Raw genomic sequence first — 25023 nt, 5'->3', positions numbered from 1 at the left:
CGGCGGCACCTCAGACCACGACAGCGGCGCCCGTCGTGAGCTGCATCCGGGCGCGCTCGGCGTCGGCCGCCGGCGGTGCTCCGTACATCGCGCGGTAGTCGCGGGAGAAGTGCGAGGCGCTGCGGTACGCGACCGCGGTGGCGGCCTGCATCGCGGTCTCGTCGAGGACGACCATCCGGTGCCGGGCCTCGCCGAGGCGGACCCGCCTGAGGTACTGCACGGGCGTCATGCCCGTGACCTGGCGGAAGCGTGCGAACAGCGTCGACTCGCTCGTAGCGAGCGCCGCGGCGAGGTCCGCGACCGACCAGGGCTCCGCCATCCGGCGGGTCAGGAGGTCCGTGGCGGCGGCGGCGTCGCCCTCGCGGTTGCCGACAGCGGCCAGGAGGCGCGGGGCCTGATCCGTGACCCGTGCGAGGGCGGCGGAGTTCGCCGGCACCGGCGTCCGGGTCTCGACGGTGGCGCCGGGCGCGACGGCCATCCCGGGGAACGCCGACTCGAGCGAGCTGCTCGCGGCGATGACCGAGGGGACGCCGGCCGGCGTGCCGGTCCGCCCGGTGGACGTCGCGGTCGCCGTCCGCTGGGTGGCCTCGGACGAGGGCGTGTTCGTCAACGGTGGGACGCTCGACGTGGACGGCGGGATCGCCTCCACGCGCCTCCGCGGCTGACGGGAGGCCCACCGGGTACCGGTCAGCGGGACGCAGCTCCCGCGGATCTCGGGGAACGCCCGAGTCGGCGAGGGATGTCAGAACCCGCCGAAGCCGAACAGCGCGGTGACGCCACCGGTCACGAGCACCCAGAACGACACGGGGACGGCCATCGCGCCGAGGACGACGACGACGACCCCGAGCGTGCGGTGTCCCGGGTCGGCGGAGCGCGCCCCGCGGACACCGAGCACGAGCACGGTCGCCGCGGCGATGACCGAGCCGACGGACAACAGCCCGAGCAGCAGGGCGGCCACCTGCACCCACCACGAGGGTGTCGTGAGCGCCGCGTGCGGTTCGTGACGCACGAGGGCCAGCAGGACGAGGTAGGCGCCCAGGAGCGCGGCCGCGTAGCCGACGAGCAACGTCATCCCCACGACCGACGCGCCCGCACTCCCCCGCGGACGCCGATCGGCCAGCGGGTCCGGCGCCCACTCGTCGTCGAAGCCCGCCCACACCCCGTCGTTCCCCATGACGGCAGCATGGCAACGCGAGAAGTGCTCGCACATCCGTCGGAGGGATGACGGCATCGGGCGCGCGTGGTCCCGGTCTCAGTCCGGCCGGTGCGTCAGAGTCGGAAGTCGATCGCCGAGGTCGGCGAGGTCGCGCACCGCGATCGTGAAGCGGTCGTCGGGCGCCGGAGCGTCGGCGGACGGGCGAGCGACGTACGCGGTCTGCATGCCGAGCGAGGCCGCCGCCCGGAGGTCCCACGGATGCGCCGCCACCATCATCGTGCGGGCGGCGGGGACGCCGAGCAGCTCCAACGCCGTCCGGTACACCGAGGCCGCGGGCTTGAAGGCACGCGCGAACTGCGCGGAGACCACGGCGTGCCAGCGCAGTCCGGCACGCTGCGACAGCGCGGCGAGCTCGTCGAGGTCCGCGTTCGACAGGGACGCGACCACCACCTGCCGTCCCAGCGTCGCGAGGGCGTCCGCCGAATCGGGCCACGGCCGGAGCGTCTCGGTGACGTCCACGAGCGCATCGTGTTCATCGGCCGACAGCGCAGGGAGCGAGCCGTCCGCGACGAGGTCGTCGAGGGCCTCCCGTCGGATCGCGCGGTGCGGGCGCCAGGGGGCCTCTCCGGCGTTGACCGCCGCCATGGCGGCGTCCATCAGGTCGTCCCATCGACGGGCGATCGCGTCGACGTCGTGTCCGGCATGCGCGGCGAGCGCCACCGCCAGACGGTCCCGGATGGTCCCGACGTCGTCGACGACGGTGCCGATGGTGTCGACGAGGAGTGCGTCGACGCCGGTTCCGTGGTCGGTCATGCGCCCAACCTACGGATCACCTCCGACCGCGGGACGGTCATCCTCACGACGGATGCCGCTCCGGTGCACGGTCCGCCACGATCGGTACCACCCGCCCGCGGATCCCTGGAGGCCGTTCCCATGCCCTTCCTCGTCCTGGTACCCGTCATGTGTCTCTGCATCGCCCTGCCGATCACGGATGCGCTCGTCCGGAAGGACCTCGGTCGAGCCGGGCGGGTGCTCGTCCTGCTGACCGTCGCGATCGTCGTGGGCGCGTGCTCGGAGTTCGTCGTCTACCTCGCCGTGCCTGCGTTCGCCGTCCCGGCGGTGGTCTACCTGGCGGCCCGTGGCCGGCTCCCGTTCGTGCAGCGGCTCGTCCCCGGTCGGTCCGGTGACCCGGAGCGGCGGCGCGCACTCGCCGTGCGGCCCGCGTTGGCCCTCAGCGCGGTGGCACTCGGGGTCGCGGTCCTCGCCGTCGTCGCGATGATGAGCGTGGCGCTGTCCGAGATGTGAGGGCACCGAGGCCGGCGGGCCGCGCCGGGACGAACGGGCGACGGCCCTCGATGCGGCCGCGTCAGTCCATCGCGATTCCTCAGTCGATCCGGTTGGTCAGGGCCTCCCCGCCGCGGACGTGCTGGTCGCAGAACGTGAACACGGTCTCGCTCCACACGCGGAAGTTCGACGGCGACAGCACCCAGTGGTTCTCGCTCGTGAGCTGCAGGAACCGGTGCGGCATGTCCTCGGGCGCGCCCGGGAACCCCGATACCAGGTCCCACCACGCCCGCAGCGCCTCGGAGATCGGCACGCGGTAGTCCCGGTTGCCGTGGATGAGCAGCATCGGCGTCGTGATCGCCGCGGCGGTCCGGTCGGGCGAGTTCTGCGCGTACCAGTCCGGGTGCTCCTGCTCGGTGCCGAAGATCCCGTTCTTGTTCTCGGCGGCATCGGTCGTGTCGTGCTGCTGGTCGAGCGACCAGAGCCCGGCGTGCGTGACGATGCAGTCGAAGCGGTCGGTGTGGCCGGCGATCCAGTTCGTCATGTACCCGCCGAAACTCGCGCCGAGCAACGCCGTCCGCGTCGGGTCGAGGCGGTGGTCGCTGTCGGCGAGGACGGCGTCGAGCACGCCCTCGACCTCACGCCACACGATCGCGGCGCGGTGCGGCCAGGCCCGCGCGATCCACTCGTCGCCGTACCCGGTCGAGAGCGCCGGGTCGGGCAGCACGACGGCGTACCCGCGCTCGACGGCGAGCCAGGGGCACCAGCGCCACGACCAGGCGTTCCAGGACGAGAACGGTCCGCCGTGCACCCACGTCATGACGGGTGCCGGGCCATTGCCGCGGTGGACGTCGTCCGGCAGGAACAACCATCCGGGCACCTCGACGCCGTCGACCTCGGCCGATACTCGCTGCACGGTGCCGGGCAGGGTGTCGACCACGCCGGGGGCCGGGAGGAACGCGGGCGTCTGGTCCTCCGCGGTCACGTCGAGCCGCACCGGGCTCGCCGGACGGTCCATCGCCGAGCGGAGCGCGAACAGCGTCTGCCCGTCCGGGTGCACGAGGAGGTTCGAGTACGACGCGTCGGTGACGAGCCATCGGACGATGGCACCGGAGGTCGGGTCGACGAGGACGACCGCCCCCGCGCCGTGCAGGTCACCCGTCACCAGGAGGCCGGTTCCGTCGGCCGTCCATACGACGTCGTTCGCTGTGATGTCGCCGAGGTCGAGCCGCACCGCTGCGCCGCCGTCGATGCTGCGGACCTCGATCCACTCCTGGTGCGGGGTGTCGTACGTCCCGCGCACGCGCATCGCGACGGCGAACCGGGAGGCGTCGGGCGCGATCCGCGCCTGGCTCGCGTCGGCGCCGTCCTCGTCGACGACGACCGATCGCTCCCCCGTCGCGACGTCGATCCGGAGGAGCACGGCATGGGAGCGTCCGCCCGTGATCCGCTCCGTGGCGCGAGCGAGGACGAAGGAGCCGTCCGGAGCGATGTCGAACTCGGGGTTCCGGAAGCGCTGCCCCGCGTCGGGGGCGAGGTCCCGGAGCGGGGTGGGACGGGCCTCCCGGTCGGAGGCCGGCGCACGGTCAGCGGCCCCCGCGTCATCGAGCACGAGCAGGCGCGCCTCGGTGTCGTCGAGTTCGTGGTCCCACCAGCGGATGGGCATGCCGTCGTGCAGGATCGCGGTGACCGCCTGGTCCTTCCGGCGCTCGCGGCGGGCTCGGTCCTCGTCGGCGTCGGCGTCGGACGAGCCGACCAGGCGGCTGCCGGTCACGATCACCACACCCGAGCGGCTGACGAGCGGACTCCCGACGCCACCGGGACTCGTCGCGACGCGGATCGGCTCACCGTGTTCTGGCAGCGACCAGAGCGCGGGGTCCTCCGTGTTCTCGCCGCTGCGCGGGTCGGGACGGCTCGACGTGAAGAGCAGGTCGCCGGACGGGGTGAACGCGGGCGACGACTCCCCCTGCTCCGAGGACGTCAGGCGGACCGGCGGGCGATCGCCGACGGGGTCGACCTCCCACAGCGCGCTCCGGTACCGGGCGGCGTCCGCGTCGGGCTCCTGCACGGTCGCGACGAGGCGGGCGCCGTCGTGACTGAGCGCGAGGCCGGTGACGCGCGGATGGCGGATGAACGAGTCGAGGTCGGCGAAGAGCGAGGAGGTCATCGCGTCCGAGCGTACGGCGGGGCGCCGACCAGCGTTCTCGCTGCCGGTCAGCGGTCAGGCACCGCTGCCGGTCAGCGGTCAGGAACGCACCCAGACCGTGGTCTCCCCCGGGAGCACGCCAGCCGCGGTGAGCGGACCGCTCGCGACGACGACCGAGCCGGCGGGCGCGGGCACGGGGTCGGTCCCGAAGTTCATCGCGCACACCCAGCCGTCGTGCCGGGCGAAGGCGATCGCGTCCGGCCCCGGAGCGTCGAGCCAGCGGAGGTCCTCGCCCTGCTGCAGCGCGTGGCGGGCGCCGAGTGCGGCCCGGTAGAGCTCGAGCGTCGAGTCGGGCGCACCGTCCTGCACGGACACGGCGAGGTCGGCGAACCACGCCGGCTGCGGCAGGTGCGGCGCGGCCGGGCCGAAGCCGAACGCCGGCGTCGACGTGTCCCACGGCAGCGGGACTCGGCAGCCGTCACGGCCCTTGCGCGTGTGTGCACTCCGGACCCACACCGGGTCCTGGAGGTCGCCCTCGCGGAGGTCCGCGACCTCACGGAGTCCGAGTTCCTCGCCCTGGTACAGGTACGCCGAGCCCGGCAGCGCGAGCAGGAGGAGCGTGGCGGCGCGGGCGCGGCGGAGTCCCCGGGTCTCGTCCGCCGCAGGACGCGTGCCGCCGGACATGAGCCAGTCCTCCTCGTCCGCGCCGGCGGGCAGCGCGTAGCGGGAGGCGTGGCGGATGACGTCGTGGTTCGAGAGCACCCACGTGCTCGACGCACCGCTCTCGGCCGCGAGCCGCAGGTTGTCGTCGATGATCCGCGAGAACGTGCCGGCGTCGAAGTCGGCGCGGAGCAGGTCGAAGTTGAACGCCTGCCCGAGCTCGGTCGGCCGCGCGTAGAGGGCGACCCGCGCGCTCGGCACCCACGCCTCGGCGACCGCGGTGCGGGGCGGGTCGTACTCGTCGAACACCCGCCGCCAGCCGCTGAAGATCTCGTGCACCTCGTCGCGGTCGTACAGCGGGTCGCTGCCGTCGAGCGGGAGGTCGAAGTCCTTCGGGTTCGCGTCGCGCAGTGGTTCGCTGAGGTCCTTCGCGAGAGCGTGTGCGACGTCGACGCGGAACCCGTCCACCCCGCGGTCGGCCCAGAACCGGAGCGTGGTGTGGAAGTCCTCGCGGATCTCCGGGTTCGCCCAGTTGAAGTCGGGCTGCTCGGGCGCGAACAGGTGCAGGTACCACTGGCCCGGTGTGCCATCGGGGTCCGTGGTGCGGGTCCAGGCGCTGCCACCGAAGTTCGACTGCCACGTGGAGGGCGGGATCTGCCCGTCGTCGCCGAGCCCGTCGCGGAACACGTAGCGCTCGCGGGCGGCGGAACCGGGCTCGGCGGCGAGCGCCTCCCGGAACCACGCGTGGTCGTTCGAGCTGTGGTTCGGCACGATGTCGACGATCACCTTGATGCCGGCGTCGTGCGCGGCGGCGACCATGGCGTCGAAGTCGTCGAGCGTGCCGAGCCGCGGGTCGACGTTCCGGTAGTCCGCGACGTCGTACCCACCGTCGGCGAGGGCGGACGGGTAGAACGGGCTGAGCCAGATGGCGTCGACGCCGAGCCGCTGCAGGTACGGCACGCGACTCGTGACACCGGCGATGTCGCCGAGACCGTCCCCGTTGCTGTCGGCGAAGCTCCGCGGGTACACCTGGTAGACGACGGCCTGGCGCCACCAGTCTGGGTCGGTGCCGTCGATGGCGATGAGCTCGCCGTCGTCGCGTGCGGTGGGGCCCGGGGTGGTGGGTTCGGACATGGGGTTGGCCTCCTGGGATGGTCGTGGTCCCTGCACGAGGGACGTCGACGAACGGCGGACGATCACCCCCAGCATGGCGCTCCCGACGGCGACAGGCCCGCTTCCCGCGTCCCTGACCGGCAGCTGAAGGGGCGCGGCACCCGACGTTTAGCGTCGGACCGGTCCTCGTCCGCGGTCCGACCGGTCCGCTCTCCCACCCACGCAGGAGGTTCCATGGCCCACACCGACATCGACGACGCCCTCTGGGACGACTTCCACGCGGCCGTCAACATGACCTCGCGCGAACTCCGCGAGTGGCTCGAGACCGATGCGTCGCAGCCGGACAGCGAGGCCTTCGCAGACCAGGCCGGTGACGAGCGCTCGCGCGCCGTGCTCGAGATCCTCGGCAAGCGCAGGACGGACCTGACCGACGACGACGTCACCGTCATGGAGACCGTGGTCGCCGAGGTGCAGGCCGAGCGCGGCGACGACCGCGAGCCGACGGCCGGCGACGCGGAGTGGCGGCACCGGCTCATGTCCATCGGGCACGACCCGCTCAAGCCCTCGACCTGAGCGGGGCACACATGCCAGCGGACGCGACGGCCGCTGAACGGGCAGACTCACAGTCGAACCACGCTCATGCTTCCGACGAAGGAGTCCCGATGACCTACGCCTCCGAGCGCCAGACCCGTGCCACCCCACCCACGCTGGTGAACGCCGCGTTCTGGCTGTTCATGCTCGCCGTGCTCGCCCAGATCGTCAGCCTGATCGTCTCGATCTCGACCTTCGGCACGGCGGAGGACGAAGCGAAGCGACGGGTCGCGTCGACGTCGAGCAACCTCTCGGAATCGACGGTGCACGCCGCGCTCGTCGCCGGACTCGTGATCGCGATCGTCATCGGCGTGCTCTCCATCATCGCGTTCGCCCTGTTCGACGTGTTCATGCGTCGCGGGGCGAACTGGGCGCGCATCGTGCTCTTCATCCTGACGATCCTGTCGCTCTTCACCATCCTCGGGGGCCACGGCATCAACGCGGTCGGTGAGGTCGCCGCCATCGTCGCGACGATCCTCATGTACCTCCGGCCGTCGAACGCCTACTTCGCCGCGGTCAAGGCGCGGAAGACGGGTGCGCAGCCGCTCGGGTACTGACCCCCGGACCACCACCGCAGGACCACTCCCGGCCGGGAGGCGCCGTGTGCGTCTCCCGGCCGTCGTGCGCTCCCGGCCGTCGCGCGCCCCCGGCCGTCGCGCCCGAACAGGATCGGTCGGTTTGATCCTTGACAGTTAGATGTCGGACTGTCAGAGTTCTGACCATGACCGAACAGGAGCCCGAACTCACGACCAACCTGGACCTGCTCCGGTGGGTCGGCTGGGCGCAGCAGCAGGCCGGACTGGACTGGATCCGGCAGCGCGAGCTGAGCCACCAGCAGGGCTTCGCACTCGGGTTCCTCGTGCAGAACCCCGGTGCGATCCAGCGTGACATCGCCGCGATGACACGGACGACCCCGGCCAGCGTCTCGAGTCTCCTGCAGGGGCTCGAACGACGCGGACTCATCGAGCGCCGCACGGAACTCGGGAACGAACGGAGCAAACGCGTGTACGCCACCGAGGCCGGCGCCGCGCTCATCGCCGGGTTCGACGACGCGATGCGGGACGCCGAGGAGACCATCCTCGCGCCCCTGAGCGAGGAGGAGCGTCACACCCTCCACGCCCTGCTCACCAAGGTGACCTCCGCACTCCCGCGTCCGACGCGGGACCAGTAGCCAGTCGCCCGCGCGCCCGGCCGCGGGTCGCACCCCCACCACCGCCGTGCCGGCGTCCGTCGGCGCGCCATCCGTCATGCCCGGAACCGGGCTCCACCCTGCCCTCGAGGAGTCACCATGAGCACCTCAACCCCCACCACCGTCGACGTGTCCGTCGCCGCCCCCGCCATCGGCACGAACCGTTGGTACCTGTCCGCCGCGCCCATCGTGCGGGCGCTCGTCCACCTCTGCATCCCGATGGCCGCCGCGCTCATCGTCGGAGCCGTCTACAACGTCGTCAACGCCGGGTTCATCGGTTCGCTGCACGACGCGACGCTGCTCGCCGCCGTCACCTTCGGCTCGCCGATCCTCGGGCTCGTCATGGCCGTCGGCGGTGTGTTCGGGACCGGTGGCAGTGCCCTCATCTCGCGGCTGCTCGGCGCGTCGGAACAGGACCCCGCGGAAGCGGGCGAGATCAAGCACGTCGCCGCGTTCTCCGTGTGGGGTGCGGTGATCGTCGGCGCGGTGCTCGGCGGCGTCGGCCTCGTGGTCCTGCACCCCCTGGTGCTCGCCCTCGGCGCGCACGGTGTGGCCGTCCCCGCGACGAGCGCGTTCGTCGCGGTCATGCTCGCCTTCGTCCCGGTGCTCGCCGCGGCGTTCTGCCTCGAGCAACTCGTGCGCGCCGAGGGCGCCGCACGGCAGGTGATGATCGGCCTCATCGCGTCCACGGTCGGCAACCTGGTGTTCGACGTGCTGTTCATCCTCGTGCTGCGCCGGGGTGTCGCCGGCGCGGCACTGTCGGTCGGGCTGTCGAACCTCGTGACCGTCGTGTACTTCGTCACGTGGCTGACCCGGCACAGCGAGCACGTCAGCCTCGCGCCGCGATGGTTCACGCTCTCCCCCGCCATCATGCGGCCCGTGTTCGGGGTCGGCATCGGCGAGCTGCTGCAGTCGGCGTTCCTCATCGTGACGTCGCTCGTGCTCAACAACCTGGCAGCGGGCTACGGTGACGGCCCCCTCGCCGCGATGGGAGTCGCCGTGCGGATCGCGCAGGTGCCGGAGTTCCTCATCATGGGTGTCACGCTCGGGGTCCTGCCGCTGCTCGCCTACACGTTCGGCAAGGGCGACCGGGCACGGCTCGCTACGGCGCTCCGCGGCTCGGCGATCACCGTCGGCGGCATCGCCTTCGTGTTCTCCGGGCTCGTCTTCGCCTTCCGTGACCAGGTGTTCTCACTGTTCGTCGCGGACCACGCGCTGCTCGCCCTCGGCGCCACGATCATCACCGCGCAGCTCGTGTCGATGATCTGCAACGGGTTCACCGGCCTGATCACGTCGCTGTTCCAGGCGACCGGCCGCGCCCTGCCTGCGACGATCATGTCGGTCACCCAGGGGGTGCTCTTCATCCCGATCGTGATCCTGGCGAACCTGTGGTTCGGCCTCGGGGGCATCATCTGGGCGCTCACCGTCAGCGAGGGTCTCGTCCTCGTCGCCGGGATCGTCATGTGGTCCGGGCTCCGCGGTTCGATCGACCGCGGGCTCGCCGAGGGCAGCCCGGAGCGCGCGGAGGCGGTGCTCGAGGAAGCGTGAGCAGCCCGGCCCGCGGGCTCAGTCCTCGGTCTGCTCCGCCTGCGCCCGCTCGGCCTGTGCGGTGAGCGGGCTGCGGACCACCCAGACGACGAACAGGGCGGCCACGACGAGCATGCCGATGCCGGCCCAGAGGTTGACGTTCGTGCCCGCGGCCTTGTCGAGTTCGCGCTGGGTGGTGAACGCGAGGCCCCAGATGAGGCAGACGATGCCGTAGATCGTGAAGAGCACCGCGATGATCATGCGGAGGTCGAAGAGCTGCTCGACGACCCGGTTCTGACGCGCCATGGTGGACCTTTCGTGGAGGGTCAGTAGACGATGAAGAGGATGTAGCTGAGTGCGGTGATCACGAGCACGATGACCGCCAGGACCTTCGGCCGCTGCCACCAGGGCGCCGGCGGCAGGTCGGACAGCTTGTGCGGCGACAGACCGCGGACGAGGCCCACGAGTTCGGACTCCGGCTTCGGTGCGGTCCGGTAGGACACGATGACCGCCACGAGCAGCGCGAGCGCGAACCCGACGCCACCGCCGAGGAAGCTCGAGCCCTGACCCGAGAGCGCGATCACGCCCGACTGGTTCATCACGAACACGACGACCGCGCCCACGACGCCGGCCAGGAGGCCCGACCAGCCCGCCGGACCCGTCATCCGCTTCCAGAGGAGGCCGAGGATGAAGATCGCGAACAGCGGCACGTTGAAGAACGAGAACAGCGTCTGGATGTAGTCCATGATGTTGCTGAACCCGCCCGCGATGAACGCGGTCCCGATCGCCACCGCGGTACCCGCGATCGTCACCACGCGTCCGACGTTGAGGTAGTAGCGGTCCGACTTACCGGGCTTGATCCAGTCCTGCCAGATGTCGTACGTGAACACCGTGTTGAGCGAGCTGACGTTCGCGGCCATGCCGGCCATGAACGACGCGAGCAGACCGGCGAGCGCGACGCCGAGGAACCCGTTCGGCAGCAGTTCCTGGAGCAGTAGCGGCACGACGTCGTTGTAGGCGGCGTGCGAGGGCAGGCCCTCCTTGAGGTGCGCGATCGACGGGATGAGGACCGAGGCGATCATGCCCGGGATGATGATCACGTAGGCGACCAGCGTCTTCGGGATCGCGGCGATGAGCGGGGTCCGGACCGCGGCCGAGGCGTCCTTCGCCGAGAACGCACGCTGGACCTCGGTGAAGTTCGTCGTCCAGTACCCGAACGAGGTCACGAAGCCGAGGCCGAGCACGACGCCGACGACGCTGCCGAACGAGTTCATGATGCCGGTCAGCTCGTGTGCCGGGAACGGGTTCAGGCTGCCCTGCGAGTGCGGCTGCGCCGAGATCTTCTGCACCAGGCCGTGCCATCCGCCCACGCGAGCGAGACCGACGAAGGTGATCGGGACCATCGCCGCGACGATGACGAAGAACTGCAGGACCTCGTTGTAGATCGCGGCCGACAGGCCGCCGATGAACGTGTAGACGAGGACGACCGCGCCGGCGACGACGATCGCGACCCAGATCGGCCAGCCGAGGAGCGCGTTCACGACGAGGGCCATCGCGTAGAGGTTCACGCCGGCGAGCAGCACCGACGCCACCGCGAACAGGACGGCCTGGAACCGCTGTGTCGTCGGGTTGAATCGGCGCCGCAGGAACTCCGGCACACTGCGGGCCTTCGACCCGTAGTAGAAGGGCATCATGAAGAGCCCGAGGAACACCATCGCCGGGATCGCGCCGATCCAGTAGTAGTGGAACGTCTGTTCCCCGTACTGCGCGCCGTTGGCCGTCTGGCCGAGGAGCTCGGTCGCCCCGAGGTTCGCCGACATGAACGCGAGTCCGGTGACCCAGGCCGGCAGCGACCGACCCGAGAGCAGGAAGTCCAGGCTGCTCGACACCTGGCGCCGTGCGACGAAACCGATGGCCAGCACGAGCGCGAAGTACACGGCGACGAGCACGTAGTCGATCGCGTGGGCGTTGATCCGGAGTCCGCCTCCTCCGGCGGATGCGGCCAGCAGGGCCGGGTGCAGCGATGACGACAAAGGATCTCCTCACGATCGGGCGCGCCAAACGTCCTCGACCCTATGAGGTCGCGCCCTGGAGAATCTCAGCGAATTGGTCGGTTCGTCCAGCGTGACGTGTGGACGCTGCGCACACGACGACGGCCGGGAGGCGCGGTGCGGGTCCGACCCGCACCGCGCCTCCCGGCCGTTCCCCCGGATCAGCTGAGCGCGTCGACCACCGCGCCCCAGCCCGGGGCGAGCTCGGCCGCCCGGACGCAGGAGAGCAGCATGCTCGCCTCGTTCGCCTGGCCGGTCCCGGCGATGTCGAACGCCGTGCCGTGGTCCACGGAGACGCGCACCGCGGGCAGGCCGACCGTGATGTTGACCCCGTCGTCGCCGTAGACCGACTTGAAGGGGGCGTGGCCCTGGTCGTGGTAGCACGCGACGAGCAGGTTCCAGCGGCCGCGGCGCATCGCCGCGGGGAACAGCGCGTCGGCGGGGATCGGTCCGTCGACGGGGATGCCCCGCTCGCGGGCGGCCTCGATCGCCGGGGTGAGGACGTCGGCGTCCTCGTCGCCGAACAGCCGGTTCTCGCCCGCGTGCGGGTTGAGGCCGGCGACGGCGATCCGCTCCTCCGGACGCCCGAGGGCCCGGGCGAGCCCGTGTGCGAGGTTCAGCACCTGGGTCGTCCGCTCGACGGTGACGTCCTCGATCGCACGGCGGAGCGACACGTGCGTGGTGAGGTGGAACACGTAGAGGTCCCCGGCCGAGAGCACGAGGCTGTAGTCCTTGACGCCGAACTCGTGGGCGAGCAGCTCGGTGTGGCCGGCGAAGTCGTGGCCGCCCGCGTGCATCGCCGCCTTGTTGAGCGGCGCGGTGACGATCGCGTCGGCGCGGCCGGCCCTGACGAGGGAGCAGGCCTCGACGACGAAGCGGTAGGCGCCGTCGCCGGCGGCCGCGCTGAGCTCGCCGATCGGGACGTCGGCCAGGGACGGTCCGGTCTGCACGAGTTCGACGGTGTCCGGGTCGTTCCGGGCCTCGCGCGGGTCCTCGATGACGACGAGGGCGTCCGTGTCGAACCCGGTGGCGCGCATCCCGCGGCGCATCGCGTCGGCGTCGCCGATCACGACCGGACGCGCGATCTCCCGGAGTTCGGGGTGTGCGAGCAGCGCCTTGGCGGTGATCTCCGGACCGATGCCGGCGACGTCGCCGAGGGTGAGCGCGAGCGTGGGGTTGGTCATGGTTCGTCCTTCGTGAGGGTGCGGATGATGGCGTTCAGGGTGTCGGCGTCGCCGAAGCCGCCGGACTTGGTCACGATCGTGGTGCCGTCGGCGCGACCACCGCGGATCCGACCCCAGGGCACGCCCGGCAGCACGGACCCGAGGACCTCGACACCCTCGGCGCCGAGCGCGCTGAGCAGGGCGTCGGTGCCGTCGCCGCCGATGACGACCACGGCGGTGTCGGCATCCCGGTGGACGTGCTCGGCGGCACGGTCGGCGGTGGCCCGCGCGATCGCGACGGCCTGCTCGTGCGTGACCGTCCCGATGTCGAGGGCGGGCGGCGAGACGATCGGCACCCGGACCTCCAGGGCGCCGATCTGCGCGCGGGACACGGGGTGCACCGAGGTGACGACCACGACCACGCGTGCAGCCCGCGGGCCCGGCGCCTGCCGTGCCGTGCGCCGTGCGCCGAGTGCCGCCGCGAGGCCCGACGCGCCGACGGGGACGGCACGGGGCCCGGCGGCCTCGATGACGGCGGCGAGCGCGTCGAGGTCCGCCTGGGTCGCGGCGTCCACGACGACGGCGGGGTGGTGCCCGATCGCGCCCGGGAGATCCGCGAGGTCCACCAGGGGCGCGTCGAACAGCACCGGCAGGCGGTCCTCGCGGGTCGGGGCGACCGGATCGGCTCCGGCGGCCGTCTGTGCCGCGGGGGTCCCGTGGACGAGCACGCGGCCGTCGGTGACGGTGCGGCCGAGTGCCGGGGCAGCCGGGCAGATGACGGCCGTCGCGGACGGGCCCCACCACGCGAGGGCGGTGCGGACGTGCTCGCCCGGCCAGCCACGGAGCGTGGAGTCGATCTTGACGAACAGGCGGTCGACGGCGTCGCGGTCGAACCGGTCGTCGGTCTCCCAGTCGTGCGTCGGCTTGGCGCGGGACCCGGTCGAGACGGACGCGACGTCGACGTGGACCGGCAGCGTCACCCCGTACTCGACGAGGCCGGTCCCGGCGAAACCCACGGCGCTGTCGAGCGCGCCGGTGACGTCGTCGGCGAGGATGAGCCACCGTTCCATCGCGTCTCCTCCTCGGTCTGTGTGCTGCACTGCTCGGATCCCGTCTACGCGATCGCGATGGGACGGACCATCGAGCCGGTCGCGCCCGCGATCTTGAGCGGCAGGCAGATGAGCGTGAACTCGGCCACGCCATCACGCGCGAGGTCCTCGAGGAACGCGTTCTCGAGCAGGTGGACGCCGCGCTGCCGCAGGGCGAACTCGTGCACGGGGTGCGGGTTCTGCGGGTCGGCGGACGGGACCTGCTCGACCGTCGAGGTGTCCGAGCCGAGCACGACGCAGCCGAGGTCGTCGATGAGCCAGCGCGCGGCCTCGAGGTCGGGGCCCGCGCCGTCGGCGGCCCCGTAGCGGGCGGGATCCGGCCACACCGACATGAGGCCGGTGCGGACGAGCACGCAGGACCGCGGCGGGATCGTCGTCCCCTGGGCCGCGGCGACGGCTTCGAGGTCCGCCCGGGACAGCCCGCGGCCCTGTTCGAGCAGCGGGACGTCGAAGTACCCCGCGGCGTCGAGCAGGACACCGCGCAGCACGATCGGCGGGATGCTCGCGGCGTCGGCCCGGGTGGGACCGAAGTCGCTGCTGTGCTCCGCCGCGTGGAAGCCACCGAACCACGTGTCGTCGGCGTCCGTGATGTGGCAGAGGGCGTCGAGGTGCGTGCCCGTGTGCATGCCGGTGATCATGAGCTCGGTCAGCATGCTCACGCCTGCGGCGTTCTGCTGCTCGCCGAACAGGGGGATGTCCTGCGCCCGCTTGATGCCCCGCGGCGTGCGGTACGGGGTGAGGGTGAAGGTCGGGTGTCCATCCCACTGCGGCATGCCCACGAACCGGCCCGCGTCGAGGTCGTAGACGCGGCCCTGTCCGGCGGCCCCGAGGGCGTCGAGGACGTCGGCGGGACCGATGTCCCCGACACGGCCGATCTCGCGGGGCTCAGGCGCGCGCACGGGGTCCCCCCTTCCCGAGGAGACCGGGCGCCGCGACGGCCGCCGTGGCTCCGGGCTCGAGCACGTCCTCCTGGAAGTCGAGCTTGCGCCCGCGGGTCTCAACGCCGGCGATCACCATCGGGATCGGGATGAGGGCGAGCAGGATCACCTGCAGGAGCCAGAACGTGTTCCAGTTGCCGCTCGTGACGAGGTTCGTGCCCCAGAAGGCCGAGGTCCCGTAGCCGAGCGACCACTCCGCGACGACCGCCAGTCCCATCCCGACGCCACGGATCCGCGTCGGGAACAGGAGGACGAAGTACGCCGCCGTGACGCTCCAGCCGAGCTGACGGAAGAAGCCCGCGATGAACAGGTACAGCGAGACGGGCACCACGCCCTGCGAGAACGGCGCGAGCCAGATGAGCAGGGTGAACGGCACCGCGATCCAGACGAGCGGCAGCGTCCACTTGGCGGACACCTTGTCCATGAACCAGCCGCCGAACACCGTGGACACGACCAGGGCGATCTCGTAGGCGTACGTGATCGTGGTGCCCGACACCGCGGGGATCGGGTGTCCGGTGATGCCGCCGTGGGCGTACCAGGCCGGGTAGTTGAAGTCCCAGCCGCCCTGGGGAGCACCGATGAGGAAGGCGATGATGAGCGCGATCAGCGTGTAGCCGAGTTGCTTCTTGGCGAACAGCGCACGCAGTCCCTGCTTGAACTCGCCGGGCGCGGCCTCCTGGGCCTCCTTGATCCTCGCCCACTGCGGCGACTCGCGCAGGCCGAGGCGCACGAGGTACGCGATGGCCGCGAACGCGAAGGACGCCAGGTAGGCGACGCGCCACCCGGCGGCCGTCGGGGCGCCGAAGGTCTGCGCGAACACGTTGGCGAGGCCGTAGCCCACGCCGACGCCGGCCTGGGTGCCGGCGAGCATGAGCGACCGTCGCTTGACCGGCGCGAACTCGGACAGCATCGCGAGGCCCATCGCCCACTCACCGCCGGAGAAGAACCCGGCGAGGAAGCGGACCACCATGAGCTGGGGCGCGTCCTGCACGAGACCGGTCAGACCGGTCATGAGGACGGTGCCGATGATGCCGTACATGAACGCGCGCTTCCGGCCGAACAGCCGGTCGCTGAAGTACCCGAGGACGAGGGCGCCGAGGCCCAGACCCACCGCGTACAGGAAGAACGCGTCGCCGACGGTGCCCGTGCTCGTGTGCAACGACTTCGCCATCGGCCCCTGCACGAAGCTGACGATCTGCAGGTCGAGGGTGGTCACCGCCCACCCGAGGAACACCGTGAGCCAGACGAGGAACACGTGGTTGGACGACGACTTCGTTGTGCCGCTCATGGACTACCTCTCGAGGGGGGCGAGGGGGCTCGGCATCCGGGCCGGCTCCTTGATTGCGCGTTGTGCGCATAAAACAAGCGTACTGCGCGTTTCGCTCAGCGCAACTCCAGGAGGGCCGGACCGCCGCTCGACGGACCAACGGACCGCCTGACCTGCCGTGGCGGAGCCGCGCCGCACCTCCAGACCGGCCCGGATCCGGCCGCCCGGTATGCTCCGTGTGCCGTTCTCCGAGGCGGACTCGGCGGACCGGAGGACGGGAGGGCCGCGGAGATGCCCAGAGGCAGGGGCAAGACCGGTGCCGCCCAGCGCCGCGAGCAGATCAAGCAGCTCACCTCGCGCGCCGGACTGGTGGACGTCGAACAGCTCGCCGAGACCTTCGACGTCACCCCGTCGACGATCCGCCGCGACCTCGCACAGCTCACCGCGGATGGTGAACTCGCCCGCACCTACGGCGGCGCCATCGCCACGAGCGCGGCCGGCCAGGAGCCCTCGCTCGGTCAGCGGACCACCATGGCGGTCGCGCAGAAGGAACAGATCGCCCGCCTCGCGTCGACGTTCGTGCAGGAGGGCGAGACGCTCATCCTCGACGCCGGCACCACGACGGGCAGCCTCGCCCGACGCCTGCGCGGACGCTCCGGCCTCACCGTCATCACCAACGGCATGACGACCCTGGCCGAACTCTCCGACGACGAGCACGTCCACGTCATCGGCCTCGGCGGCGACCTCCGGAACATCAGCCAGGGGTTCGTCGGACCCCTCGCCGAGCTCGCCCTCACCCGGTTGACGGCGGACCGCGCGTTCCTCGGCGCCGACAGCCTCGACGCCCGGCTCGGGATCTGCGAGGCCAGCCCGGTGCAGACCCGGCTCAAGGAACTCATGATGGACCACGCCGACCACGTCTACGTGCTCGCCGACAGCTCGAAGCTCGGTCGCGCCCCGTTCGACGCGTGGGCACCGATCGAACAGCCGTGGACCCTGATCACCGACGCGGGGGCGACCGAGGAGCAGCTGGCGCCGTTCCGGGCGCGCGGCGACGTCACCGTCCTCGTCGCCGGCGGGCGGGGCTGACGCGCGGCGCGTGCACGCGGGTCGGAACGCGGCCCCGACGCGTGGGCCAGCCCGGACCCGCCAGGCGGCCGGACATGCGGGGCGACACGCAGAGCGGACACCCCCTTCCGGGGGCCCGCCGAAACCGGATACGGTGATCGAGCTCCACCCGAAGCGCGACACCCGAGGGGACCCGAACCCGTGCGCACAACGACCATCACCGTCATCGCCGCTGCCGTCTGCATCGCCGCAGTCGGCATCACCGTTCCCGCCGCCGCGGCGACCGCATCCGACCACGCGACGACGGCGGCGTCCGCCGCAGCCCGCAGCAGCGCGCCGGCCGCCGGGCGGACACCGTCCGCGACCACGCCCTCGTCTGCGTCGCCGTCCGCCACGCCGTGGTCCGCGACCGCGTCCGCCACGCCGAGCGCTGCCGCGGCGGCGAAGTCGAGTACTGCCGCGACGGCGAAGCCGAGCGCCGCCGGGCCCGCGCGCACCGCCACCGCGAAGGCCCCGGCTCCGACCGCCCTCACGGCGACACCGCTCCCCCTCGCCTCGGCCCGCGCCACGTTCGGCAGTGCCCTCATCCACTGGACGAAGCCCGAGGGCGCCCAGGGCGCGTGGGTCGTCAGCCGCAACGGGACGGACTCACTCGGCATCGGCCCGCAGAGCATCAGCACGACCTCGGCGAACGACACCGCACTCGTGCTCAACCACCTCGTCCGCGGCAGGACCTACACCGTCACCGTGACGGGCGACCTCGGCCAGGGGCGATCCGCCTCGACCACCGTGCGCGTCGGGTCGGATCAGGTCACGCCGCCGCGTGCCCTCGTGGTCACGCGGAACGACGAGAACGCGCGGGTCGGCACGGTGTCCGCCGCGTGGGCGGCACCGCAGGTCTCGGCCGGCAAGAAGGTGCTCGGGTACCAGGTCACCGTGCAGCAACTGGCCACCGGTGCCGCGCCGAACGTCGTCGTGCTCGCGCCGAGCGCGCGCTCCTACACCTCGGGTGAGCTCGACTCCACGTTCACCTACCTGGTGTCCGTGTCCGCGATCACCAGTTCCGGCGTGGGGCCCGCGGCGCAGGGGTCGATCCAGATCGGAGACTCGAACAAGCTGTACCCGTGAGGTACCCGGGCCGTCCCGCTTGACGGGCGGGGGCGACGACCGGCTCAGCGGTCGTCGACGTCCCGCCGGTGGTCGACGTCGATGAGCGCGGGCTTCGGCGACGGATGGGGTTGTCCTGTGTGGACTTCCAGCGCTCCAGCCACGCAGGACATCGAGCCCGCGGCCGCGGATGCGGACCCGAACTGCGCGGTCAGCCCGCCCAGACCTCCCCGAGCACCCGGAGCACGTTCCCGCCGAGGACCTTCCCGATCTCGTCGTCGGAGTACCCGTGCTCGACGAGCGACGCCGCGATGTTGTGGAAGCTCTCCGTCGGGTTCTCGAGCCCGTCGACGTACTCGACCCGGGGGTGGTCCTCCGTCGTGGCCGCGGCCGCCCCGAGCATGGACGAGAACGTCGTGTGCAGGCCGACGTGGTCGCCGTAGAGCGTGTCGGGACCGAAGGCCACGTGGTCGATGCCGAGGAGTTCGGCGCAGTACTCGAAGTGGTCCATGACGGACAGGAGGCTGTGGGTCGGGTGGTCGCGCGAGATCGTCGTGTGCGGGGCGGCGGACATGCCGATCACTCCCCCGCCGGCGGCGACGGCCCGGAGCACGTCATCCGACTTGAGCCGCGGGATGTCCCAGAGCGCCCGCGCCCCGGCGTGCGTGATGAAGACCGGCACGTCGGACGCGTCGGCGGCGTCGATGCCGGTCCGGTCGGACGAGTGCGACACGTCGATCGCGAGCCCGAGCTGGTTCATCCGACGCACGGCGGCCCGACCGAAATCTGTCAAGCCGAAGTCGGTTCGCTCCGAGAGGCCGGCCCCGAGACCGTTCGACTGGGAGTAGGCGAGCCCGATCTGCCGGATCCCGAGTCCGTACAGGATGTCGAGGCGGTCGAGGTCGTTCCCGATCGGGGTGGCGGCCTCCAGACCGAAGACGAGCCCGGTCCTCCCGGCCGCGTGCGCAGCGTGGATGTCGGCGAGCGTGCGGATGACGACGACGTCCGACTGGTGGGCGATGTCCGCCTGCCGCATCCCGAGGTCGGTGACGACGTCCTCCCACTGCCATGGCGTGTTGCCCGTGACGGTGGCGGTGCCGTCCATCATGTTGTCGAACACGACGGTCAGCCCGGAGGCGCGCAGGCCCTCGAACGCGGTGAACTGCCGGCCCGTGCGGTTGTAGGCGGGTGTGTTCGCCATGTCGGCGGGGAACCGGACCGGGTGGTCGTGCAGGCTGATCGTGATGGTCGCCGCCAGGAGCCGCTCGGCGCGCTCGACGACCGCCGGCGTGTGCCCGCCGTCGTACGGCGGGACGCGGTCGAACTCCGGCGTCAGCGGATCTCGCGGTAGGTGGAGGTCACCGTCGAGATAGTCGTAGGACTCGTAGCCGGACACGATGCGCGGGCCGCCGTTCCCGATCTCCTCGTGCTGCGGATCAGACGGTGGCCGCGACGGGAACCGCGCGGGCGAGGAAGTCGCGGAGCGTCTGCTGGAACTTCTCGCGCTCCTCGACCTGGGGCGAGTGCCCGGACTTCTCGAAGACGACGAGCTCCGCGTCGGGGATCAGTCGGGCGATCGTCTCGGAGGCGCTGACCGGCGTGACCCAGTCCCCACGGCCGACCGTCACGAGCGTCGGGACGGCGATGCCCGGCAAGTCCGGCTTGAGGTCGTAGGTCGGGAAGTTGTCGACGAAGCAGGCGTTGTGCGCCTCGTGCCGGTAGATGCCGGCCTCGACCGCCGCCGTCGACTTCTCCTCGTCGTACTCGTAGTCGTACAGCGGGATGAGCTCCGCCCACAGCGACTTGAGTTCCTCGTCGCTGCGCGTCTGCCCACCCCAGTAGCGGTTGAAGTGGTCCCAGTTGATCTCGACGCGGTCCTGGTTCCGCGCGTTCTCGAACGCGAGCTCGAGGTTGCTGCCGTCGGCGGAGGTGTCCCGCAGGATGATCGCCGAGACGTGCTCCGGGTAGCGGACGGCGTACTCGAGGGCGATGAATCCGCCGTACGAACCACTGGCCACGACGATCTGCTCGACGCCCGCCCACTGCCGCAGACCGTCGACGTCTGCCGCCCACTGCTCGTGCGTGTAGGGGCCGACGCCCTCGCTGCGGCCGCACCCGCGCGAGTCGAAGACGATGACCCGGAAGCGGTCGTGGAGCGGGCCGAACGTGGCCTTCGGCTCGGCGAGCGAACCGATCCCCCCGCCGCCGTGGTGCGCGATGAGGACCGGCGCGTCCGGGTCGCCGTTCGTCGGCTCGAGCACCTCGACGTTGAGTCGGGCGCCGTTGATCGTGAGGTCCATCGGGTTCCTTCCGGGTGGTCTGCTTCGACGCCGGTCGGTGGAAGCCCCGGGCGGATGCTCGGAACTCTAGCAACGGGTGTGGGCGCGCCGGCGATCGTGCGCCGACGGATCACGGAGCGCGACATGACGAAGCGCGCGACCCCCTTCCAGGGGCCGCTCCACGAGGTCTACGGTGAGCGCCACTCACCACACACGCTTCTCATAGATGGGACCCGAACCCGTGCGCAAACCAACGCTCGCTGCCCTCGCCGCGGCCTTCTGCATCGCCGCAGTCGGCGCGGCCGTCCCCGCAACCGCGGCGACCACGTCCTCCTCGTCCGCGGCCGCCACCCACGCCGCCGTGACGGCGTCCGCCTCGCCGGCCACCGCCTCCAGGACGTCCGCCGGGCCATCGAAACCGGCGGCCGCACCTCTCGCCTCGCTGCCGAGCGCTCCGCAGTCACTCGGCGGGTCGCAGAACGTGCCGAAGGAGACCGTCACCTGGACCTGGAAGGCTCCGGCGACCGACGGCGGCTCGCCCGTCACGGGCTACCGGTTGTCGACGATGGCGCCCGGACCGACCTCCACGCTGACGGTGTCGGCATCCACGCTGTCCCACACCTACACGGACTGGGCGCGCGACACCGACTACTCCTTCACCGTCCAGGCGATCACCAAAGCCGGCGTCGGCCCGGCGGCGTCCGACTCGATCCACATGGCCCCCGCGCCGAGCGCCGCGCCGACCGGTGTGAGCGCGACGCCCCTGCCCCTCGCCTCCGCCACCGCCAGGTTCGGCAGCGCCCTGATCCAATGGACGCAGCCCGCCGGCGCGCTCGGCCCGTGGGTGGTCAGCCGTGATGGCACCGACTCGCTCGGCATCGGTCCCCAGAGCATCAGCACGAGCGGCGTGTGGGACACGTCCATCGTCCTCAACCACCTGATCCGAGGCAGGACCTACACGGTCACCGTCGCTGGGAACCTGGGCCAAGGGCTCTCGTCGACCGTCACGGTCCGGGTCGGTCCCGAGCTCGCCACCCCACCGCGGAACCTCGTGCTCACCCGCGATGACAAGGACTTCTTCACGGGCACGGTGTCGGCAGCGTGGGCACCACCGGTCCTGACCGCCGGGCAGAAGGTGCTCGGATACCAGGTCACCGTGCAGCCGCTCCCGCACGCCACACCCACGGTCGTCGTGCTCCCGGCGTCCGCGCGCTCCTACACGACGGGCGACATGGGCTCGACGATCACGTACCTAGTGTCCGTGTCGGCTGTCACCGCTTCGGGCGCCGGGCCAGCTGCGCAGGGCGCCATCCAGATCGGGGACACGAACAAGCTGTACCCGTGACGGCGGGCTGAGGGGCAGGCGGCCGTACGGGTGCGCCTGCTCCGTCGTCTGCTCCGCAGTGCTCGTGCGGGCGGGGCCGGGGGCGCTGGCCCCGCGCAGACCGTTCCGGGACATGTGCGCACGACTCCTGACGTGCTCATATGTCCCGAACACGTCTGCGCCATCGTCCGTCGTCCACCGATCGGGCCGGGGGCACGGCACCCGTCCGCCGCTCCGCTACCGTCCCGGCATGGTCGCCGAGACGTGGCAGGCGGACGATGAGCGGCGGGCACGCATGGCGCAGTTGGGCCGACGGGACACCGCGCCCGAGCTGGCGCTGCGGCGACTCCTCCACCGCCGCGGCCGCCGGTTCTTCGTCGACCGTCGCATCAGCGAGCGCACCCGGGCGCGGCCGGACCTGGTGTTCCCACGCGGCCTCGATCGGTGGCGACGGACTGTCGGCGCTTCGTGCTGGAGATCAGGCTCAGCCGTGCAGCGCTGACACGGCGATGGCCCACCAGTACCCAAGCAGACACGCTGCCGGAACGGCGAGGACCCCGAGCACGGACACCTGTCGAACGAAGCGCCGACGCCCCGCTGCGGCGATGACCTCGCGTTCGAGCCGCTCGAACCGCTGCACGTGGCGGAGCGTGTCGGTGATGACCAGCGACTCCACGTGCCAGGTGCCCCGCTCCTCCGCCAGCATGCTGAGGAAGCGGACCTCCTCCGCCGACTTCACCCGTCGAAGGCCGTGGAACCAGCGACCGACCTGGTGAGCCTGCAGCGTGACGACCTTCGGGGTCTTACGGCCTACCTTGAACGATGCGGCCGCGGCGAGGATCAGCAGCGGCTGTACGCGGACCTGCACCCCGGCTGCGACCGACAAGAGTCGCTCGGCTCGCTCGGCCTCGTGCAGGGCGTTGCGCATGTGCGGCTGCCGGTACCCGCTCACCATGAACGACCCGCCGCCGACGAACACCTTCTGCCCTGCGTGGTTCTTCGTGTTGACGGTGAACACGCCTCCTGGCCCGATGACGACATGGTCGATGTCGGATTGCCCCGTACCGACGGGGACCGCGTGCAGGACGGTCCATTCCGGCCCGAGCTGCTCGAGTGCGACCGGGACGGCCCGCTCACCCAGCGCGCCCTTGAACCAGCTCCGCGCCTCGGGCACGAGTGGGTCCTTGCCGAAGAAGCGCTCGCGACGGGTGGGCGGCGTCGCGCCGTGCTGGATCTCGAGGCACTTCTGCATCACCGAATATCCCGGCCTCCGGGCACGGAGCGTCACGGGAGCGGAGCCGCGAGGAGCTGAACGTGCCGTGGTTCCCGAGACCGTTGGACCATCGTTCGTGAGACTGCTCACGTTCCCCCTGCCGCCAGTGCCCGTGACCCCCACGGACGTCTTCCAAGGCTAGGAGCAGCGGGACGTCACCCCGAACGGACCCGTGCCCCCAGTCCGGGTCCTGCACTTCGCCCTTCAGCCAGATCGGCCGAGCAATGCTTGAGCCCTGCAGTAGCACCGTTGTGCTGACATTTCAGATAGCCGTTGTGGGGGAGACCATGAGCACTGACCGGTCTCCAGTCGAACCGCTGTTTCACGAACGCCGGGGCGGCCCAGCGTGGGTCCGAATCGTCGGCGCGATGATCCTCGCCCTGAGCCTCGTCGTCGTCGGACTGATGCTCGGCACCGGCAACCGTGATGGTCGGGCTGTGGTCATCGTCGCGTTCACCGTCGCCGGGCTTGTCGGCATCGCAGCGCTCATCCAGTGGCTGTCCGTCACCGTCGACCAGGACCGGCTCCAGATCGCGGTCGTTCCCCTGTACCGGCGCAGCATCCCGCTGCAGGACGTCGCCGAGGTCTCGCCCACTGTCATCCGTGCAAGAGAGCGCAGCGGCACAGGCATCAGGAAGACTCCCGGGCGCCCCCTCGCGGTGTTCCAGTCATCCGGTCCGGCTGCTCGGGTTCGACTGAACGACGGGCGCGAATATCTCGTTCAGGTCGGGGCTCCCGAGGCGCTCCGTGCCGCGATCCCGGCTCAACGCGGCGACGAGTGACCTACCGCGGTGCGTCGACGAGCTCGACAACCCGCGCAGCTGTCCGTCGGTCAATTCATCGCCGGTGACGCAAGGAGATGCTGAACGGCCGCGTCCAGGACGAACGGCGGCATTGAATGTCCACCGTCGAACACCATCGCGGTCAACACGCCCGGCCGGAAAGCGTCGAACGCGTCCTGCACGCCGGCCATCGGGAAGAGCTTGTCGTTGCGTCCGGCAGCGACGAGAACGGGCTGCTCGACGGCAGCGGCGACCAACGGAACGTCGCCCGATGCCAACAGGCCGGGAACGAACCACGCCGGGTTGTGCCGGATGCGCTCCGACTCAAATGACGCCAGCGAGCCAATCCCGCAGCTCACGACTCCTTTCGAGACCCGAGCGTCGACCGCGAGGGAAAACAGCGCCACTTGACCACCAAGCGAGTGACCGATGATCCTGACATCAGTGGGACCCACGCTGGTGTCCTGCATCCAGCTCGTCACGACGGCGATGTCGCCGGTGTGCTTGGACTGGAGGCTGCTGCCCTTCGCCACTCGGAAGAGCGCGTCGAGTCGCTCGTCGGCAGCGGGATCGTCGGTCCACCTCCGTTGGCGCTCTTCAAAGCCGACGAGGTCGGGCAGGATCACACGCGCTCCAGCGCGAGCGAGCGACGTACCGTAGGCAAGGGTCGGTTCGCCAATGAGTCCAGCTGGCTCGCTCTTCCCGATGGCGAATGCTCCCGCGTGTTGATGCACCGCGATCACGTCGATCCCGGCCTGCTCATCCGGCGTCAGCAGTAGGCAGGGGATCGTGTCGCCGTCAGCAGCGTCAAGCACAACGCGGTCGTACTGCACTCCCTCATCGCGCCGAAGATGCTCTCGACGGACCGCTGTCGGTCGCATCGAATCGGGTGATGGAAGCGCGAGGAGCTCGAGAACCTTTGAGCGAGCGGTGTCGTCAATCGTCGGCGCCATCTGCGGACGCTACCAGCGGCCGCATCGCGATCGTCGGCGTGCA

At 71.2% G+C, this 25023-nt stretch carries 27 protein-coding genes; 11 read left to right on the top strand and 16 right to left on the bottom strand.

Features of this window, described 5'->3' with window-relative positions; genetic code table 11:
- Positions 1 to 10 precede the first annotated feature (10 nt).
- Entirely contained in the window at positions 11 to 319 is a 309-nt protein-coding gene (locus DEI93_RS05530; RefSeq protein WP_258372210.1) for a helix-turn-helix transcriptional regulator, read from the bottom strand.
- 82 nt (positions 320 to 401) lie between these two features.
- Here DEI93_RS05530 and DEI93_RS05525 point away from each other — a divergent pair, with 82 nt between their 5' ends.
- Positions 402 to 665: an SDR family oxidoreductase gene (locus tag DEI93_RS05525; RefSeq protein WP_111119459.1), complete on the top strand. Its 264-nt coding sequence runs from the start codon at positions 402 to 404 to the stop codon at positions 663 to 665.
- A 77-nt stretch (positions 666 to 742) separates the two neighbouring features.
- On the opposite strand, the gene DEI93_RS05520 is transcribed toward DEI93_RS05525, so the two are convergent.
- Both DEI93_RS05520 and DEI93_RS05515 read right to left on the bottom strand, forming a co-directional pair.
- Positions 743 to 1174, bottom strand: a complete 432-nt coding sequence (locus DEI93_RS05520) for a hypothetical protein (RefSeq protein WP_111048693.1) — start codon at positions 1172 to 1174, stop codon at positions 743 to 745.
- 78 nt (positions 1175 to 1252) lie between these two features.
- The gene (locus DEI93_RS05515; RefSeq protein ID WP_111119460.1) at positions 1253 to 1969 is read right to left on the bottom strand and encodes a haloacid dehalogenase type II; all 717 of its coding nucleotides are present in this window, start codon (positions 1967 to 1969) and stop codon (positions 1253 to 1255) included.
- 120 nt (positions 1970 to 2089) lie between these two features.
- Between DEI93_RS05515 and DEI93_RS05510 the strand changes: the two genes are divergently transcribed.
- Entirely contained in the window at positions 2090 to 2461 is a 372-nt protein-coding gene (locus tag DEI93_RS05510) for a hypothetical protein (RefSeq protein ID WP_111119461.1), read from the top strand.
- A 79-nt stretch (positions 2462 to 2540) separates the two neighbouring features.
- On the opposite strand, the gene DEI93_RS05505 is transcribed toward DEI93_RS05510, so the two are convergent.
- The gene (locus DEI93_RS05505) at positions 2541 to 4607 is read right to left on the bottom strand and encodes a S9 family peptidase (RefSeq protein WP_111119462.1); all 2067 of its coding nucleotides are present in this window, start codon (positions 4605 to 4607) and stop codon (positions 2541 to 2543) included.
- A 78-nt stretch (positions 4608 to 4685) separates the two neighbouring features.
- Positions 4686 to 6380 (bottom strand): glycoside hydrolase family 13 protein, encoded by a 1695-nt coding sequence (locus tag DEI93_RS05500; RefSeq protein ID WP_111119463.1) that lies wholly within the window; start codon positions 6378 to 6380, stop codon positions 4686 to 4688.
- A 213-nt stretch (positions 6381 to 6593) separates the two neighbouring features.
- Between DEI93_RS05500 and DEI93_RS05495 the strand changes: the two genes are divergently transcribed.
- The 4 genes from DEI93_RS05495 to DEI93_RS05480 all read left to right on the top strand — a co-directional run bounded on the left by DEI93_RS05495 (position 6594) and on the right by DEI93_RS05480 (position 9687).
- The gene (locus tag DEI93_RS05495) at positions 6594 to 6932 is read left to right on the top strand and encodes a DUF3140 domain-containing protein (protein WP_111008522.1); all 339 of its coding nucleotides are present in this window, start codon (positions 6594 to 6596) and stop codon (positions 6930 to 6932) included.
- A gap of 89 nt (positions 6933 to 7021) precedes the next feature.
- Positions 7022 to 7507: a hypothetical protein gene (locus DEI93_RS05490; RefSeq protein ID WP_111119464.1), complete on the top strand. Its 486-nt coding sequence runs from the start codon at positions 7022 to 7024 to the stop codon at positions 7505 to 7507.
- Between the two features lie 164 nt (positions 7508 to 7671).
- Positions 7672 to 8121: a MarR family winged helix-turn-helix transcriptional regulator gene (locus DEI93_RS05485; protein WP_111119465.1), complete on the top strand. Its 450-nt coding sequence runs from the start codon at positions 7672 to 7674 to the stop codon at positions 8119 to 8121.
- A 117-nt stretch (positions 8122 to 8238) separates the two neighbouring features.
- On the top strand, positions 8239 to 9687 hold the full coding sequence (locus tag DEI93_RS05480) for an MATE family efflux transporter (RefSeq protein ID WP_111119466.1): 1449 nt from the start codon (positions 8239 to 8241) through the stop codon (positions 9685 to 9687).
- An 18-nt stretch (positions 9688 to 9705) separates the two neighbouring features.
- Here DEI93_RS05480 and DEI93_RS05475 read toward each other — a convergent pair whose 3' ends face one another.
- The 6 genes from DEI93_RS05475 to DEI93_RS05450 all read right to left on the bottom strand — a co-directional run bounded on the left by DEI93_RS05475 (position 9706) and on the right by DEI93_RS05450 (position 16215).
- Complete coding sequence (locus DEI93_RS05475; protein WP_111026801.1) at positions 9706 to 9972, bottom strand: hypothetical protein; 267 nt, start codon at positions 9970 to 9972, stop codon at positions 9706 to 9708.
- A gap of 20 nt (positions 9973 to 9992) precedes the next feature.
- A complete protein-coding gene (locus DEI93_RS05470) occupies positions 9993 to 11699 on the bottom strand; it encodes a sodium:solute symporter family protein (RefSeq protein WP_220035601.1) in 1707 nt (568 codons plus the stop codon).
- Positions 11700 to 11878: 179 nt separating this feature from the next.
- Positions 11879 to 12901 (bottom strand): 4-hydroxythreonine-4-phosphate dehydrogenase PdxA, encoded by a 1023-nt coding sequence (gene pdxA, locus DEI93_RS05465; protein ID WP_111026800.1) that lies wholly within the window; start codon positions 12899 to 12901, stop codon positions 11879 to 11881.
- On the bottom strand, positions 12898 to 13950 hold the full coding sequence (locus DEI93_RS05460) for a four-carbon acid sugar kinase family protein (protein ID WP_111119467.1): 1053 nt from the start codon (positions 13948 to 13950) through the stop codon (positions 12898 to 12900). Before DEI93_RS05460 ends, pdxA begins: the two co-directional genes overlap by 4 nt.
- Before the next feature lie 44 nt (positions 13951 to 13994).
- Positions 13995 to 14888, bottom strand: a complete 894-nt coding sequence (locus DEI93_RS05455; RefSeq protein WP_111119468.1) for a cyclase family protein — start codon at positions 14886 to 14888, stop codon at positions 13995 to 13997.
- Positions 14875 to 16215, bottom strand: coding sequence for an MFS transporter (locus tag DEI93_RS05450; protein ID WP_111012727.1), 1341 nt, complete (start codon positions 16213 to 16215; stop codon positions 14875 to 14877). The genes DEI93_RS05455 and DEI93_RS05450 overlap by 14 nt, the downstream gene beginning before the upstream one ends.
- 270 nt (positions 16216 to 16485) lie before the next feature.
- On the opposite strand from DEI93_RS05450, the gene DEI93_RS05445 reads away from it, so the two are divergent.
- Positions 16486 to 17283 carry a DeoR/GlpR family DNA-binding transcription regulator gene (locus DEI93_RS05445; RefSeq protein ID WP_111008513.1) on the top strand — a complete coding sequence of 266 codons (798 nt, stop codon included), beginning with the start codon at positions 16486 to 16488 and terminating at the stop codon, positions 17281 to 17283.
- A 180-nt stretch (positions 17284 to 17463) separates the two neighbouring features.
- Positions 17464 to 18390, top strand: a complete 927-nt coding sequence (locus DEI93_RS05440; protein WP_111119469.1) for a fibronectin type III domain-containing protein — start codon at positions 17464 to 17466, stop codon at positions 18388 to 18390.
- 190 nt (positions 18391 to 18580) lie between these two features.
- Here the strand turns inward: DEI93_RS05440 and DEI93_RS05435 are convergent, their stop codons facing one another.
- From DEI93_RS05435 to DEI93_RS05425, 3 genes are all read right to left on the bottom strand, one after another.
- Positions 18581 to 19765 (bottom strand): dipeptidase, encoded by a 1185-nt coding sequence (locus DEI93_RS05435; protein ID WP_258372199.1) that lies wholly within the window; start codon positions 19763 to 19765, stop codon positions 18581 to 18583.
- Between the two features lie 40 nt (positions 19766 to 19805).
- The gene (locus DEI93_RS05430; protein ID WP_111119471.1) at positions 19806 to 20669 is read right to left on the bottom strand and encodes an alpha/beta fold hydrolase; all 864 of its coding nucleotides are present in this window, start codon (positions 20667 to 20669) and stop codon (positions 19806 to 19808) included.
- A gap of 183 nt (positions 20670 to 20852) precedes the next feature.
- Entirely contained in the window at positions 20853 to 21149 is a 297-nt protein-coding gene (locus DEI93_RS05425; RefSeq protein WP_181436006.1) for a hypothetical protein, read from the bottom strand.
- On the opposite strand from DEI93_RS05425, the gene DEI93_RS05420 reads away from it, so the two are divergent.
- Both DEI93_RS05420 and DEI93_RS05415 read left to right on the top strand, forming a co-directional pair.
- Positions 21130 to 21993, top strand: a complete 864-nt coding sequence (locus DEI93_RS05420; protein ID WP_181436007.1) for a fibronectin type III domain-containing protein — start codon at positions 21130 to 21132, stop codon at positions 21991 to 21993. The two genes, DEI93_RS05425 and DEI93_RS05420, sit on opposite strands and share 20 nt — an antisense overlap.
- Before the next feature lie 229 nt (positions 21994 to 22222).
- Positions 22223 to 22474, top strand: a complete 252-nt coding sequence (locus DEI93_RS05415; protein WP_111119473.1) for a hypothetical protein — start codon at positions 22223 to 22225, stop codon at positions 22472 to 22474.
- Here DEI93_RS05415 and DEI93_RS05410 read toward each other — a convergent pair.
- Positions 22457 to 23224 carry a nuclease-related domain-containing protein gene (locus DEI93_RS05410; RefSeq protein WP_111119522.1) on the bottom strand — a complete coding sequence of 256 codons (768 nt, stop codon included), beginning with the start codon at positions 23222 to 23224 and terminating at the stop codon, positions 22457 to 22459. The two genes, DEI93_RS05415 and DEI93_RS05410, sit on opposite strands and share 18 nt — an antisense overlap.
- A 272-nt stretch (positions 23225 to 23496) precedes the next feature.
- On the opposite strand from DEI93_RS05410, the gene DEI93_RS05405 reads away from it, so the two are divergent.
- A complete protein-coding gene (locus tag DEI93_RS05405) occupies positions 23497 to 24027 on the top strand; it encodes a hypothetical protein (RefSeq protein ID WP_146244370.1) in 531 nt (176 codons plus the stop codon).
- A 50-nt stretch (positions 24028 to 24077) separates the two neighbouring features.
- On the opposite strand, the gene DEI93_RS05400 is transcribed toward DEI93_RS05405, so the two are convergent.
- On the bottom strand, positions 24078 to 24980 hold the full coding sequence (locus DEI93_RS05400) for an alpha/beta hydrolase family protein (RefSeq protein WP_111119475.1): 903 nt from the start codon (positions 24978 to 24980) through the stop codon (positions 24078 to 24080).
- Positions 24981 to 25023 lie beyond the last annotated feature (43 nt).

It is taken from the genome of Curtobacterium sp. MCBD17_035 (assembly GCF_003234815.2).
Classification (GTDB): Bacteria; Actinomycetota; Actinomycetes; order Actinomycetales; family Microbacteriaceae; genus Curtobacterium.
Note: the sequence above shows the minus strand (reverse complement) of the source record. Positions and strands in the feature narration are given on the sequence as shown.